20 protein-coding genes are annotated in these 14,940 nt (G+C 51.2%); 1 reads left to right on the forward strand and 19 read right to left on the reverse strand.

What is annotated here, in order from left to right; genetic code table 11:
* Positions 1-77: 77 nt before the first annotated feature.
* The 4 genes from RBH33_RS06060 to RBH33_RS06075 are packed head-to-tail and all read right to left on the reverse strand — an operon-like array spanning position 78 to position 3,817.
* Positions 78-1,421: an NfeD family protein gene (locus tag RBH33_RS06060; RefSeq protein WP_306731248.1), complete on the reverse strand. Its 1,344-nt coding sequence runs from the start codon at positions 1,419-1,421 to the stop codon at positions 78-80.
* A complete protein-coding gene (locus RBH33_RS06065; protein ID WP_306731249.1) occupies positions 1,421-2,365 on the reverse strand; it encodes an SPFH domain-containing protein in 945 nt (314 codons plus the stop codon). The genes RBH33_RS06060 and RBH33_RS06065 overlap by 1 nt, the downstream gene beginning before the upstream one ends.
* Complete coding sequence (locus tag RBH33_RS06070; protein ID WP_306731250.1) at positions 2,362-3,288, reverse strand: SPFH domain-containing protein; 927 nt, start codon at positions 3,286-3,288, stop codon at positions 2,362-2,364. The genes RBH33_RS06065 and RBH33_RS06070 overlap by 4 nt, the downstream gene beginning before the upstream one ends.
* A gap of 37 nt (positions 3,289-3,325) precedes the next feature.
* Complete coding sequence (locus RBH33_RS06075; RefSeq protein ID WP_306731251.1) at positions 3,326-3,817, reverse strand: NfeD family protein; 492 nt, start codon at positions 3,815-3,817, stop codon at positions 3,326-3,328.
* Positions 3,818-4,016: 199 nt separating this feature from the next.
* Here RBH33_RS06075 and RBH33_RS06080 point away from each other — a divergent pair, with 199 nt between their 5' ends.
* A complete protein-coding gene (locus RBH33_RS06080) occupies positions 4,017-4,676 on the forward strand; it encodes a hypothetical protein (protein WP_306731252.1) in 660 nt (219 codons plus the stop codon).
* A 47-nt stretch (positions 4,677-4,723) separates the two neighbouring features.
* Here RBH33_RS06080 and RBH33_RS17735 read toward each other — a convergent pair whose 3' ends face one another.
* The 15 genes from RBH33_RS17735 to lgt all read right to left on the reverse strand — a co-directional run.
* Complete coding sequence (locus RBH33_RS17735) at positions 4,724-5,149, reverse strand: MAPEG family protein (protein ID WP_373568232.1); 426 nt, start codon at positions 5,147-5,149, stop codon at positions 4,724-4,726.
* Positions 5,150-5,177: 28 nt separating this feature from the next.
* The gene (locus RBH33_RS06085) at positions 5,178-5,957 is read right to left on the reverse strand and encodes a GNAT family N-acetyltransferase (protein ID WP_306731253.1); all 780 of its coding nucleotides are present in this window, start codon (positions 5,955-5,957) and stop codon (positions 5,178-5,180) included.
* Between the two features lie 30 nt (positions 5,958-5,987).
* Entirely contained in the window at positions 5,988-6,473 is a 486-nt protein-coding gene (locus RBH33_RS06090; protein ID WP_306731254.1) for a hypothetical protein, read from the reverse strand.
* Between the two features lie 207 nt (positions 6,474-6,680).
* Positions 6,681-7,199 carry an MOSC domain-containing protein gene (locus RBH33_RS06095; protein WP_306731255.1) on the reverse strand — a complete coding sequence of 173 codons (519 nt, stop codon included), beginning with the start codon at positions 7,197-7,199 and terminating at the stop codon, positions 6,681-6,683.
* Positions 7,200-7,270: 71 nt separating this feature from the next.
* Complete coding sequence (locus tag RBH33_RS06100) at positions 7,271-7,750, reverse strand: hypothetical protein (RefSeq protein WP_306731256.1); 480 nt, start codon at positions 7,748-7,750, stop codon at positions 7,271-7,273.
* Between the two features lie 121 nt (positions 7,751-7,871).
* Entirely contained in the window at positions 7,872-8,366 is a 495-nt protein-coding gene (locus tag RBH33_RS06105) for a GNAT family N-acetyltransferase (RefSeq protein ID WP_306731257.1), read from the reverse strand.
* Between the two features lie 151 nt (positions 8,367-8,517).
* On the reverse strand, positions 8,518-9,168 hold the full coding sequence (locus RBH33_RS06110) for a YidC/Oxa1 family membrane protein insertase (RefSeq protein WP_306731258.1): 651 nt from the start codon (positions 9,166-9,168) through the stop codon (positions 8,518-8,520).
* 208 nt (positions 9,169-9,376) lie between these two features.
* Positions 9,377-9,781 carry an ester cyclase gene (locus tag RBH33_RS06115; protein WP_306731259.1) on the reverse strand — a complete coding sequence of 135 codons (405 nt, stop codon included), beginning with the start codon at positions 9,779-9,781 and terminating at the stop codon, positions 9,377-9,379.
* 2 nt (positions 9,782-9,783) lie between these two features.
* A complete protein-coding gene (locus RBH33_RS06120) occupies positions 9,784-10,317 on the reverse strand; it encodes a GrpB family protein (RefSeq protein ID WP_306731260.1) in 534 nt (177 codons plus the stop codon).
* Between the two features lie 485 nt (positions 10,318-10,802).
* A complete protein-coding gene (locus RBH33_RS06125; protein ID WP_306731261.1) occupies positions 10,803-11,261 on the reverse strand; it encodes a hypothetical protein in 459 nt (152 codons plus the stop codon).
* 110 nt (positions 11,262-11,371) lie between these two features.
* Complete coding sequence (locus RBH33_RS06130) at positions 11,372-11,839, reverse strand: helix-turn-helix domain-containing protein (RefSeq protein WP_306731262.1); 468 nt, start codon at positions 11,837-11,839, stop codon at positions 11,372-11,374.
* Between the two features lie 122 nt (positions 11,840-11,961).
* The gene (locus RBH33_RS06135; RefSeq protein ID WP_306731263.1) at positions 11,962-12,216 is read right to left on the reverse strand and encodes a hypothetical protein; all 255 of its coding nucleotides are present in this window, start codon (positions 12,214-12,216) and stop codon (positions 11,962-11,964) included.
* A 174-nt stretch (positions 12,217-12,390) separates the two neighbouring features.
* The gene (locus RBH33_RS06140; RefSeq protein ID WP_306731264.1) at positions 12,391-13,029 is read right to left on the reverse strand and encodes a glutathione S-transferase family protein; all 639 of its coding nucleotides are present in this window, start codon (positions 13,027-13,029) and stop codon (positions 12,391-12,393) included.
* 317 nt (positions 13,030-13,346) lie between these two features.
* Complete coding sequence (locus RBH33_RS06145) at positions 13,347-14,174, reverse strand: GH12 family glycosyl hydrolase domain-containing protein (protein ID WP_306731265.1); 828 nt, start codon at positions 14,172-14,174, stop codon at positions 13,347-13,349.
* Positions 14,175-14,202: 28 nt separating this feature from the next.
* Positions 14,203-14,940: prolipoprotein diacylglyceryl transferase (lgt, locus tag RBH33_RS06150; protein WP_306731266.1), on the reverse strand; the 738-nt coding region annotated here is incomplete at its 5' end.

A 14,940-nucleotide genomic window follows, 5' to 3' on the forward strand; every position in this document is an offset into this window, starting at 1 on the left:
GTAAAACCTGAGCAACTACTGAACGTTGAGTATAGCAAGGACACCTACCTTAGCGCGCCACCCGCATCACAAGGTTACTAGGAGGAGGCGCCCTTTTTAACCTGCAGCCGATCATCGTCGGTTTGCGCCACCACGACCACCTGATCGCCGTGGCGCAGAGGCTCAGTGGTTTCGGCGAGCCAGCGCCGATCGTTGATCAACACATAGCCAGTGCGATCGAAACTCACCATGGCCTCGCCGGTTTTACCCACCAAGCTTTTGTTTTTGGCCTTGGCGCCGCTTTTGCCCAACGCGTAGCTGATCAGGAACGAGCCCAGAAGAATAGCCGCACTGACGCCGACACTAACCGACAACACCATCTCCTGGTGCTCCTGGTCGGCGGGCATATCGAACAAATTGAGGCTACCGATAATGAACGCGGCGGCACCCCCAATCCCCAGGACGCCAAAACCGGAGACAAAATACTCCGCCACCATCAAACCCAAACCGAGGAACAGCAGCATCAGAAAGCCGATGTGCACCGGTAGCGTCTGCACCCCCATTAACCCCAGAATCATCGCGATGACGCCCACGACGCCGGGCACCATCAAACCGGGGTTCAGCAGCTCAATGTACAGAGCCAACATGCCCAGAGAAATCAGCAGGTGGGCAATTTGCGGGTGCGCAATAATGTCCATTAGCCGGTCCATCAGCCGGGGAGAAACGGTGTAGATGTCCCGCCCCTCTAGGCTGAGCGCAAGCGACTCGCCTTTGAATTGAAACTCCCGACCTTCCAGGGCACTCATCAGAGCCGACGCATCGGGTATCACCAAATCGATTACCTGGTGCTCCAACGCCTCATCGGCGGTCAGGCTTTCCGCCTCGGTGACAAAACGCTCGGCGGTGTCCGCATCTCGGCCTCGGTTTTTGGCGATGGAGCGCATAAACGCCCGAGTGTCGTTCAGCACCTTTTGCGCCATGGTGCTATCAATGTCCTGCCCGTCGCCGGCCACCGGAGATGAAGCGCCCACAGTGGTGCCGTCGTTCATCACCGCCACATGCGTGGAGAGTAGGATAAAGGCGCCGGCCGAGGTGGCACCAGCTCCCGCCGGGCCCACATAGCCAATCACCGGCACACCGGATTCGGAAATGGCAGCCACCATATCGCGGGTACTACTGAGCAAACCACCGGGGGTATTGATGCGCACCACCAGCGCTTCCGCCCCTTCCGTTTCCGCGCGCTCAATGGCGTGGCGCAGTAACCCCAATGAGCCGGGGTTAATCACGCCCTTGATGTCCACCTGATACACGGGCGCGGGCCCAGCATCCACCTGCCCCTCGGCCAGGCCCATAAGGCCGGCCAAAAGAACAAGCACAAAACCGCCCAGGCGCAGTAAGCGCCAGTTGGGTGGAGCGGTTTTGGCAGCGGACAGATCGCGCATTAGGAAGCTGTTTTATCGTCGATGGCAAGGTCTAGCTCTGACAACAGACGGCCCATGTTGGTGAGGTCGGCCGGGAAAATTACTTTCGTGTGCGCATCGGCCAGGTGGCCGATGTTATCGATGAATTTTTCCGACAAGTTAAGTTTGATCGCCTCTTCGCCGCCAGGTTGCACTACGGCGTTACCAATTTTTTCGATGGAGTTAGCGGTAGCGGTGGCCAGGGCCAGAATTTCCGACGCGCGACCTTCTGCTTCGTTAACCAAACGTTGGCGTTCACCTTCGGACAGGTTAATCAGCTCGCGCATGGTACCTTCAGAGGTATTGATACGGCTTTGCTTGTCACCCTCGGCCCGGGCCAGAATGGCGCGTCTTTCCCGCTCAGCGGTTACCTGCTTCTCCATGGCATCTTGCACCCGAGCGGGCGGTTTGATGTTGCGGATTTCGTAACGGTGCACGTGCACACCCCAAGCGGCACCCGCTTCGTTCAGGGTATCCACCACGGCCTGGCTGATCATGTCCCGCTCTTCGAAGGTTTTATCCATATCGAGGGTACCGATCACCGAGCGCGTAGTGGTCTGCGCTAGCTGCATGGCGGCAAAACGGTAGTCAGTCACACCATAGGTGGCTTTCACCGGATCGGAAACCGACATGTAGATGACGCCGTCTACTTCCACCTGAACTTCGTCCATGGAGAAACATTCTTGCGGCGGCACATCAATGGTTTCTTCGCGCAGATCCTGCAGAGCCGTCACTTTGTCGATAAACGGCATCAGAACGTGAAAGCCGGGCCCTAGGGTGGCATGGTATTTCCCCAAGCGCTCAACAATGAGCGTGGTGCGCGTGGACACAATACGGATGGACGCAAACAGCTGGGAGATAATGGTGAGGAAAATAATGCCCCACACCGCCAGGTTAAACAGATCAAATGGATTCAAATCGTTCATTTGGACACTCCTTTCGCCGCGCCGCTACCGATATTCTGGTTCAGGGCCGTCAGTATGCCTTTGATGTGCGCCAGATCGGTGGGCAGCACGGAGACGTCGGCGCCTTTAAGCACCTCGCCGGTACGGCCCACAAAATCTTCTACCAGACGCATTTTCACGGCGTAATCGCCACCTGGCTTCTTAATAGCCTGGGCTACTTTCTGCAAACCTTCAGCCGAGGCTTCGGCGAGAATCTCGATTTCGCTGGCGCGGCCTTTGGCTTCATTGATGCGTTTTTGCTTTTCACCTTCGGAGATATTGATGGCTTCCTGACGGTGCCCCTCGGAAACCAGGATTTTGGATTCTTTGGCCGCTGTGGCTAGGGTGATGTCAGCGCGCTTTTCCCGCTCCGCTTCCATTTGTTTTTCCAAGGTGTGCACTACCTGCGCCGAGGGCGATATGTTTTTAATTTCGTAGCGCAGCACTTTAATGCCCCAAGGATCCGACGCTTTGTCGATTTCGCGCACAATGGCTTCGTTGAGCTTATCGCGCTCAGAGAAGGTATCGCCCAGCGTCAGCTTGCCGATTTCCGAACGCATGGTGGTTTGCGCCAAGTTCACGCTCGCCATTTTGTAATCGCCAATGCCGTAACTGGCACGCTTGGCGTCCATGACTTTTAGATACACCAGACCATCCACGGCTACCTGAATGTTGTCGCGGGTGATACAGCTCTGGGCGGGAATATCGAATACTTGCTCGCGGATCTCGTGCCGGTAGGCCACTTTATCCAAGAATGGCACTATGACGTGAAAGCCCGGCTCCAACACACGGCGAAAGTTGCCAAAGCGCTCTAGAACACACGCTTGGCGCATGGGAACGATGATCATCAGTTTCAACAAGATGATACCGGTCACCAAAACAAAAATGGTAAATGCGGTTAACATGAAAACTCCTTAAGAATGGACAAAACGGTTTGTACTTTTAATGAGTATGCTGCTCGTCGGGGGCTACCGGGGGGTCAACCGGCTCAACCAGCCATACGAGATTTTCTCGCAACACTACACGGACTTGTGTACCGGCCTCGACTTCCAGGTCCGGCTGGTGGCAACGGGCCGCCCAGGTGCTGCCTCGAAAATTGATACGCCCCTCCCCTTGCGCGGGTATACGCTCGGCCACCACCGCTACTTGATCGTAGGCATCCAGGTCTTCATCGGTTTTGCCGCGCTCCACCTGAGCGGGAATCAGCTTTTGAACCAGACCACGCAAAGCGAACACCAACACCAGTGAACCGATAAACCAGACGGTAAATGCCTGTAACCAGCCATCGATCACGCCGGTGTAGAGCAAGAAAGAGACGAGAACTGCGCCGATACCCAGAAATATGACTATGCCGCCTGGAATCACTAATTCCAGAAGCATGAGTACGGCACCGGCGATAAACCAGAGGGCGAAGAGATCGTAATCCTGGAACATAGGGGCAAACATCCTTTACAAGCACCGGCCAGCCAAGATACTCCGGCTCTGGCGCAAAATCCAGTGCGCATCACCCCCTAATCTAGACCTGCGCCCAACTGTGGCCCTCAGAAACCAGCCAAATGGGGCGGGTCCGCCTTTGACCTGTGCCCTCCGCAGCCTATACAGTAAATTCGTAACCACGGGAAAAGGAGCCGTGATGGACAACCCCAGCGACAATCAACGACACCAATGGCTCACGCAGCTGAGCGACCCCAAGCGTGGAGTGCCGTCGTGGTTGAAATGGAGCTACACCGCCATGGTGGTGGTGATCGTACCCATTTACTGGCGCGACCTTGGCCCCGCCAACCTTTTGTGGTTCTCCGATATTGCCCTGATCGTATTAGCGTTTGCCCTGTGGCTGCAAAGCCGGCTGCTGGCCAGCACCATGGCCGTGGGCGTGCTGTTTCTGGAATTGGTTTGGGTTCTAGATTTTTTGACGCTGGGGAATGTGATTGGCGTTGCGGCCTATATGTTTAGCCCCGACACGGAGACTCATATACGCTTTTTGTCCGGGCTATTCCACTTGGCATTACCGCCGGTGATGCTGTTTATGCTGATTCGATTTGGGTATGACCCTCGAGCCCTGCGGCTGCAAATTGTTATCGCCGTTGTGGCTATCCCATTAAGCTATTGGTTCGGCACCCCTGAAAGCAATATCAATTGGTCCTACGGACCAGGCCGCCCGCAGGACTTAGTGCACCCGTGGCTGTATTTGATGGCGCTGATGGTGGTGATGATCACCGCCATCTATCTGCCGTCCCACTGGGTGCTGAAGCGGTTATTCGGCGGAAAAAATGGCGGCCTTTCCAAGTCATAGTCCAACAGTATGAAGACCCGTCGCCATGGGCTGCGGCTAGCAGCCATTTATTGGTCTATCACGCTTAGCCCAAGCACACCCCAGATGCATATTACTGCAACAAAATTGATTGTAAATATCGCGCCCCGAAGGCGGACATTCGTAGTACAGATTTGTACTGCACTATGGATTACACGGCCAAACACAAACAACCAGGCGAACCACACATGTATTGGCTGATACAATTCCGGGCGCGCAATAAGAATGATGGACGCGGCGTAAAACAATACCGGCCATTCAAACTGATTGGATAGGTTAGCACTTACTCTCTGCTCTATCAGCGCGTAGGGATTACTACCATCGGCATTGGCGCCGACGCCCCACACTTTCGCATAAGCGTCAGCAGAGCATAAAGCATCGCCACCAGTATTACGTGAAGTAGCATGGGGAAGAACAATGAGGTAATCATGAACGTCTCTATTTTTACAATTCACCGAATCTGTAGCTGTGGGCTGGGATAGTTTATCGCTCGTGCGACACAGTCGTACCGCGCGGAAGCCACGCCATCGGATACGTGGTATCAAGCTTCTTCAAGCCCTTCGCTTCAAGGATGGGGCGGCTCATCGGCGCCGCGTCCACGGCTACCCACCTGACACCCTTCACAAGAGCATCGCTCAGTCTCTTATGAAGTAGCTGAGAATAGATACCGCGCCCACGAAAGGCAGGAAGGACGGACCCGCCGTGCAGCTCAGCGAACTGGGCGCCCGGTGGATATTCAATCCAACCGGCGCCCACCAACCTCTCATTGTCATAAGCTCCATAGAAGGTGCCATGATTCCATATGGAGAGAAGCTGATCAAAAAGCCACGAAAAGGACCTATCCCAAATAGTTTCCTGGAGATCCACAACTTCATTCAGCTCGTTAGTGTGTTCGATTCGCCGCACCATGATCCCGCCAAGCTCCGAAACCACAGCCGGCCGATGCTCACTGGTGTCATAGACCATCAGAGATTCTGCTTCGCCTTCTTGGAACCCTGCCTCAATTAATTTATCTCTTAAGCAAGCCGGCTCATCCGAATCATAGACTTTCCACTCGAAGCCGATATTCATCCCGTCAAAGTGCGCGATGTGACGCTGAATTTCCTCATCCAACAGTTGATGAGGAATATTCGCAAAACAAACCAGGCCCTCAACATTCTGAGACAAAGGACTGTATCGAACGACTGTACCTAAGTCTTCCCGGAGAAAATCAGACATCTCCATCAAACGTCGTTCAGTGCGGTAGCTCTCAGTTAGTAACATAGCGTTGGGCCTACATTCCGTGGCTTTAACTCACTTTAGCGTTGCCATACATGAAACTTTTTTTGAGGAGTCTTTCAAGCCTTCCAGTTGCTCAAGTGCATAGGGCTCAGGCACTGGAGAAAGCGCAAAGTTAAAACTCACATTGGTCATCACTGCGGCCCCGATGGGAATCGCGCTAACGCCCCTTAGTGCTGAGTTATACTCCACATAGTAAACCTCACCTTCTTCTAGTATTGCTTCGCTACTCAAGGTTTTCCCGTCGAGGTGTGGAATACTGATAACGTGCTTGCCCGGATCCAACAGAACCTCTAAGAAGCCTCCATTCCCCAGGACTCCAACAGGCTCACCATTCACCCTGACCGTGTAGCACGACCCGCCGTCCGTGAACTGCTTTTTCCGAAAAATAACGATACTGCTTTTGCCATCCAATGCTTGAGTCTGAACGTCCTTATATAGGTCTCCTTGCGCTGCACAACCACAAATTACAACAACCAACAAAACCAAGATACATTTCATTACTTGCTTCCTGTAAACCGCTCCCCACTGGGGACCGCCGCGCATCTGATGGGGGCCGCTGTCATAGCCGGGACTGTATGAATACCTCGTTCAAGGATCGGTTGTTCCCGTAGCGGCGACTGCCACCAAGAACAGTCCCCTGAACCAGCTGAGCATAGCATGCCGTAAGGGGCGCAAGAAGCGTAAAGATTGCGATCAGAGCGCACCCTATTGCGGGCTATGGTTGGCCGCAGGAGCCAGGCGCATCACCGGGTCCCCCACTGTCATGCGGCCGCTTTGGATGATTTTGGCGCAGAGCCCACCGTAGCCAAACATCGATGCTGCGCCGCCGGGGCCCAGCGCTTCGTTCATGCGGGAACAGGGGTGACAGAGGGCGGTGGTTTCCAACACAACATCACCTATCTGCAACCGTTGATGGCGCAGTAGATTCATGTTCATACCCGAAATCACCAGGTTGCGCCGCAAGAGTGCCGGGTCGATGCTGGAGTGACCCGTATGGCGACAAATCGCTTCGATAAACTCGCTGCTAATCATGGTTACCTGGCGGGCTGAACCAGGAGTCTTTGTCATGCGATGATCCCCGTCCAACCCAAGACCTTCTACCGCAAAGGCACTTTCTACCACCTCCACAACGCCGCGCCTTTCACTGCGCAAACCGATCCATTCGAGCCGGCCCTCTGGCAGGCTTTGGCACAACTTTTCGAGTAGACGGGATTGAGCTTTCATAGCTTAGATCTCTGTGGTACTGCCGCGCTCAAATATCAGAGCCGCAATTGTTTTGCGTGAACTAGACCTGTCTAGAACAACTTAATATCAAGCCATATGATAACCGCAATTATTCCCATGCACCCAAAACCCCATGCGCCAACGTACGCGAGATTTTCCCAGTTCAATGGCTTGGGGTTTTTCAGCATGTTCTTTCCGAATAAAGAACCGATGAGCACTGGCCAAAAAACAAGAAAGGCATAACCGTAGAATGTCGTAGGGTGGTACAGCTCTTCTAGCGCACCTCTAATCAGAGCAAAAAATAGGTAATCGGCCACTATTGCCAAAACAAGAAACACAACCGCAATCAGTGATACAGCTGCGCTCACACGCTGCCCTGGATAGGACCTTATGCCTAAAACCGTTACGTACGCCCATAAAACTGGATTCACCGTCAGCATAATGGTCATCCCTAAGATAGGGCTGTAGCTCCATGGATACCATAGGATGAGATTCGATGCCCAATACGCGGCAAACGCTAAAGCTATTACATACCAAATCCATATTTTCAAAGGCGGCTCTCCAATTATCTACTGTTATTATTGAACGTCACCAACCGACGCGGATCACGAACGTTCGGCCAGCTATTTGTTCGATGCTTATCGCTTACTGCATTCAATCCGCTTCTTGTAGTTACTTTTCCATGCTAGTTAACCGTTGGTAACGAGCCACGTTGAATGCTCCCATGATTTTTAAATCTACAAAGGCGAAGCCGCACTTCTGGTAAAATCGATGGAGTTCCGGGCGGTCATCACAGTCCAAGCGAAGCCAGTTCAGGCCCCTAGCAATGGCCTCTTGCAGAACTTTTGAGATAGCCATTCTTCCGTTCCCTTTGCCCTGCAACGCCGGATCCAACGCGAGTTTGTGCACGAACAAACTGTCATTGTTCGTGATTTCAGGCCAAAACATCGGATCGGACTCTTGAAGGAATGCTAAACCAATTCGCTGATTATTCAGGGTTAAGAAGTGAAGCTCTTCCAAGCGATAGGCCTCCTTCAGGCCCTGAGTTGACACTTGCTCCAACGTCCATAAAGGCTTTTCAAGCAGCGCTAGTCGATTTACCACTCGACTCAATAGTTCTGAAGCACTCGCCCAGTCACTGCTGCTTGTAGCTTTCACCAATTCCATGGAGTATATCCCCGCCAACATTGCTGAACCAGGCGCGCGTCTACTGCCCACTTGACGCGGCCAAAAGGCATGACGAACTGGTTCGGCTGAGGTGCAGCGGAATCCCGCTGCGAACGCGAAGGAAACATCCCGCGAGAAGCGGGGCACGGCACTAGTCGCGAGCTAAAGTAGCTTCTCGCTTCACCACGTGCCGCAGATAGAGTGATTGCCCCAGGGTAGCGAAATTGGATGCAGCCCAATAAATGCCGATAGCGGATGGAAAGCTCACCAGTACAAACACCGAGATGGCCACTGGTATCAGAAATATCAGCAAGGAAGCCTGTTCCGCGCTGCCGGGCATCAAAAGCATACCGGCGAACATCAAAGCGCCTACCGCCAAGGCCAAAATGACGTCGGGCTTCGCCAGGTTGGTGATCCAGAGGAACTTGGAGCTGAAGGTCATATTCTTAAGGGTGTGAAACAGACCCAAGCCGAGGACGCCCTGACTACCGATATTGAAGACCATGCTCTTGCCCAGAAATTTGATGCCTCTTTTCTTATACAACGCCATGGTTCTCTTGGCGAGTTCGGGAGGATTGTCTTTATAGACTTCCTTCAGCCGCTCGATTTCCGGCTTGGCACTGCGAATGGCCGCTTGATTCTGGTACGTGTCGTACGCCGCCCTGAAGGAGAGCGGCATCAAAGCCAGCCGCGCGAGCAAAGTGAACGCAATGATGGCAAGGGCTTCGGACAGTCCGAGCTGGGTAGAAAGCAGGGTAATCCCGTACTCCAAAAGAGCGGTCCAGGCAGTCCATATATCCATGGGTATCTCCATTTAATTGTCGTATTATTCACCGTTCTTGCCGAGACACCCCGACGCCAAGCTATCTAAATTAATCCTCCGGGGGGTGAATATCAAGGCCTTGGGCCGGCGCTCATCCAAGCTAGACCTAGGAGCAGGTCAATAAATTGATCCGCTTTGCTCGGAGCGGGTCTTAGCTCCCGCTCCAGTTATCGCTCTGTTGGCCTAGTTATGCCCTATTTTGGATCAACTGAGACTCCAACCCTTTTAAGTCACCGAGCACCCAAACATCCGATATCTTGTCCATTTCGAACGTGAATAATGCACACGCAAGCCAGCTTAGCTGGTTGTGAGTCGGAAGATGCCCCATAAACTCATGTTGATGAACTCCGGTAAACGTCACTTTTGCAAAAACTTTATTGCCTTCAGAAACGAGCTCCTCGATGATGCATCGGTAATCGCTTAGAGCACCATGCACCATATCAACATACTCGGCGAACCCATCATAGCCGTGGGCCTGCTGACCTAACGACCCACGAAACGTAAACCCCTCATGCAGCACTTCCGGAATCACCTTCTTATCATATGCGTTCCATATATCTTCGTAGAAGCGACGCACTTGCTCTTTCTTCACAGTCACTCCTTTTTCGTCATCGCGTCTGGAATTGGCGAGGCGGTGCCATCGAGAACTCGCATAACAAACTTCTCTTTAGCATCACGATACTCCGCCATTGACTTTCCTTCATATCGTCGCTTCAGGTTGTCGTACTCACGGCGAAGAGGCTCCGATGCGATTAAACGATCCCGAAACAGATACTGGATATCACCACTACCGCCCCTGACGGTTAGATGAATTCCTACATGGGGATCGCTACTGTAATCTTCGAATGAGATAGCATCTTCGGCTGTAAATCCACCGTGATTAACATCGTATAACTGAAACAACTTATCCTTAGCAGCAGAATATTCAGACTTTCCGATACGAACCTGAATATCGAGATCGCCCTTGGTTAGGGATCCAGGTATGGCTGTACTTCCAACGTGCTCAATCTCAGAGTTTGGCACCATGGCTTGCAGCTCGTTTCGCAGCTCTTCGAACCGCTTTTCTATTCTCAACCTGAAATACTTTTCAGGCGAGAAAGATACAGTTTCGTCGTTCAACTGGCTCATGACTGACAATGAATCTCCGTTGGCGAAAAACGCCCGGTTATTAGGCGGATTTGTCGCCCTGAAAGTGGGTACGAGTTAAGTCGCTGGTGCCGTTTGTTACTCATACTTTCCGGACCCAATCTTATTAACGGCATATAGCTTAGACGAATACCGTTGCGACAAAAGGCTAAGCGTACTTATCAATGCCAACAGTTGAGCATAGCCATTGTGGGGCACCATGAGAAGCGCCACAAGAGCAAATAGCGTAACCGCGACTAGCAATCCTGTCAGCACATTTGATGTGTGACTGCGCCCGAGCAGAACCCCGCATTCCCGACATCTAAGAAGCGATACTTGATTAAAGAAGAGCTTCTTTCGTATGCCAATATGTACGTTGCAGTTTGGACATCGACTCATTTTTCCCTCGTGTAACGACTCCAGCGACAGCGGCCATGAAAGTGCGAAGCTTCATTTGGTCGTCCACCACATGAAGTATGCGATGCGATCTAACCGATGACACGAATATCCTCAAGGTCTACAGATCGTGAAAGTGCCGTTTTATACTTGATCAAATCTTCCTTCAACATAACATGCAACTCAAGGCCGAGCAGGTGCACAGTATTATAGCGAGAAAAATCTATGTTCAGCGGAATCCAGGTCTGACTACCCGCATCAAGAATTTTCGAACCGTCAGCGTTGCCCACCTCTACTTTGATTCCATCATACTGGAACTGGACGTAGGTCAGATCCCATCCTTCCTCTCGGTAGTGATCGGAGGCCTTGGATATATAATCCTCGCCGGCCTGCACCACGCACTGAAAATGTTCGCCGGGAACGAAAAGATCAATATCGTTCAACTCACGCGTAGAACCGTACCCCTTTGCTGCAAGGCCGCCGCAGATTAGATATGGGATGCTTCGATCACCCAGTAATCCCACGATCCATTGGGCTGCCTTTTGATGCATGCATACTCCTTTCGAGAATTCTGGGCTTGTTTTTCGTCACGAAAGAATTTTAACGTTGCGCTCTACTTAAAAAACGTTCAGCACCGCGGATGCAATGCTGAAACGATCTGCTATGTTCTTTTAGGCTCTAGAGGTTCATACCAAATGCCATATTTATCTCCCTTCCAAACCAGAAAGTAAAATAGATATGCAGTAAAAAGCATGCATAAACCGCCAGCTAACGCAGCCTGATTTACGAAACCCAAAGCACAAAATGTAAACCCACTGGCATGAGCTAGAACCTCTACTCTTTTAGCTGTAGCCCTAGTGGGGCGGAAATCTAGAAAGTTAAAGAAAAACCAACATTTAACCCAAAATGGCAAGCTGTGCCAGTTGTCCGTATTTTTGTCCATCATAAATATCTCCTGGTTTAAGGTTGAAACATCAACTTCAAGCACAGACGCAAGACATTTAAGAGACTCTAAGCTAGGTTTATGACCGCTTTCTATCCTTTGAATGGTTCTAACATTCAAACCAGACATCAAAGCCAATTGCTCTTGGGATAGATGGCGACTAATACGTAACTGTTTAAGAATCATCTAAATACTCCAACGTAAGTGAACCATGAGTATTCATAGATTCTTACGGTGTCGGGTACGAATTTCGCCCGACAGCTACCCGACAATGTTGCTTTTTGCGCCACACTCAAATGACGCTGAGCTTACCGGTGCGAAGTCAGGGAATCCGGGGAGATATTATGTTTGTGGATCTTTATGTTTTTAAAAAACTTGGAGTTTGCTAGATCGGCCGCTTGCCATGTAAAGAAAATGGCTGCCAAGAGAGATCCTACAAACTTTGCGTTCAAAAGCGAGCGAGCCTCATTTCCTACCATAAGCAAGGCTACTTGCCCTCCCACGACATAGGCCGCAATTGCGGCTAGGGCCGAGCATAAGACAATTTTGACGACATCTTTCATTTACATACTCCTTGTGGTGGTATTCCTCTAGAGACACTATATTGTACTTCAGGCGCGCTGCTCCTTGGTGCTGCCACGAGTCCTTCTGTTAGTAGGACTGAGACTATAAACCCTCCTAACCAAAAGTTCAGCCGTTTGGTTACCGCATTGCCTGAAATGCACTCATAACCCGATTTAATTGTAAGCACCCAAATCTGTACCCTCAACGGCGCACACTGCTTTCACGGTCTCTCGCTTAGCGAGGCGTCTAAGATAAGCGCCCAGGTTGGGATATGATAGGGGCGGCCGGCTAAAACCACTACCCCAGTGGGCTAGCATGAAAAGAAAGTAATCACATACGGATACATTGCTACCTATAAGAAATTCACGGCCTTCAAGGGCTTCGTCTAGGAATGAATACATTTCGGCTACCCGCGATTCTTGCGCTGCAACAATCGCCAACTCTCCCGCAGTATCGGTGGTGTGCTTGGCAGGGTAGAAATAGATCATCAGTTCAGGCTGCAAAGTGGTAGTTAAATATGCAAGCCATTGATGAAACTTGGGTCGATCAGGGTTGCCTATAGCTGGAATGAGGTTTGCGTGAGGGTTCTGATCGCATAGATGCAGGCAAATGGCTGCACTTTCAAAGAGCGATAGGTCACCATCTACGAGAGTTGGTATACGTCCGGTAGGATTAAGTTTCAGGTAGCTTTCAGACTTTTGTTCGTTAGTTTTCCTGTCGACCAGCACCAGCTCATACTCAACCTTCATGTGGTGAAGTACCATATGCGGTGCCCAGCTAGCATTGCGTGGGAAATAAAACAACTTGTACATGTGACTTCCTAGTTCCTATTTAAAATGCGACGCTCCAGCGCGGCGAGGCCGTCGGATGTAAATACTTCAACGAACAGCCTACAGTTATCAGAAATTTTCAGCCAACTAATTCAATCTCTAGACTACCCAATAGCCTGATAGCTTCAAATCGGTCAAACTTTGCTTTCTTAAGCTTATTTGTGAAAAAAGGCATCCTTATATGTCGCTGTTTTTGAGAAAATTGTAGGGATTTTTTCGATTTCCTGAGTATTCCATATTTGAACATACTGCTGAATCAAGTTAGTCATATATACCTCTCTGTATTCTGAATTTAGCGCCTAGTCCAAGACCACTTCGAACGAGTTGATCCAAGTGATGCCCGAACCACTCATTATCTCATTGCCAAGCTCTAGGTCGGAGACGTACAGATTCTCAGATACTATTTGGTGCTCCACTGCGTACTCAAGCAATTTCAATAGTCTCAAGGTTGTACTCATCGACTGCTCCTTTGATCGATAGGTGACGTAAGTCCATCGGTTGTCGTTCATGCCTGACGCATCTTTCCAATCTCTGTCCACCCAGACTTCCCACCAATCACCGTCGATTTCAATTTCAGCGGTTTTCGTTCCCGCAGGATCGAAATGCCCCTCCGTGGAGTAGCTCCAAATCATTATCTCGGCAGCGATTACTGAGGGGTTGGGCTCGCCTCCTTTGATAGGCTCTGTTGTGAGCCACACCGATGCCGCCAGATTGTGGTCACCATTGGTGACTGTTTCTACGTCAAAATCCAGCTCGAACCTTTGCAAGGACGATATTCTCTTAGGGAATCTTTCGTCGAATCTAGGTTCTGGGTCCCAAGGGGAAGACCCCACCTTTATCTGAGGGTAGGCGTATATGACGCGTTTCCCTTCCGGCCAACTCCAAGACCATCCATACTGAATGGATCCATCGACTTCTCTTGATTCTAAACACTGGACTCCGTCACCACTTTCATCGGCGTGCTTATTCCACACGTTGTTATATAGTACTCCGTGCTTTATCTCTAATGATTGATAGTCTTCACACCCCACAACAATCGAGTCCGGCTTATTCCACGATGATGACTCAGGAGCACTGCGCCCACAAGAAGACAGCAGTAACACCGCAACGAAAAGTAATACCCTCATACTCATTCCTTTTTTAGATCGCTAAGGTCTAGCTCACCGACGCGCCGCTTTTTGCGCGCCCGGTGGAACTACGTGTTAGATGCCCTGTGGACCACAGAACCATAACTAACCCGAAAACTACAAACGGTAAACTCAGGAGTTGGCCAACACTGAAGAATTGACCAGATTCATATGCAGCCTGTGGAACTTTGTAGAATTCAACAAAAATGCGCGCAGTGAATACGAGCACAAGGAAGATTGCGAACAACAAGCCGTGTGGTGTGCGCTGTCGCAAACGCCAGTAGATGGTCAGCAATATGAAGCAGGTGATTAAATAGGCCGCTGCCTCGTACAATTGTGCCGGGTGGCGGGGTAACCCGTCGACCGCCTCAAATATAACTCCCCAACCGCTCATTGTAGGTATACCAACGATCTCTGAGTTGAGAAAGTTAGCAATCCGCACAAACACAGCTCCTAGCGCTGCGGGGATGCTTGCTCGATCAATGAGCCAGAGAAACGATACCTTAGGTCGTAGCGTACGCGCCCCTAACCAGAGGCCGAGAAGTATTCCCCCAGCCCCTCCATGGCTAGCGAGACCCCCTTCCCAAATGCGAAGAATTGCCAACGGGTCTGATAGGTAGTAATGCGGATCATAGAACAAGCAATGGACCAGGCGTGCGCCTGCGATAGCTCCTACCAGCGCATACAACGAAAGGCGTTCTGCATTTCCCGGTGGCACTCCTTCAAACTTGAAAAGTCGGGCCAGCACCACTTGTCCAGCAAGAAA

The sequence above is a fragment of the Marinimicrobium hydrolyticum genome (assembly GCF_030848505.1).
Lineage (GTDB): Bacteria > Pseudomonadota > Gammaproteobacteria > Pseudomonadales > Cellvibrionaceae > JAVDDU01.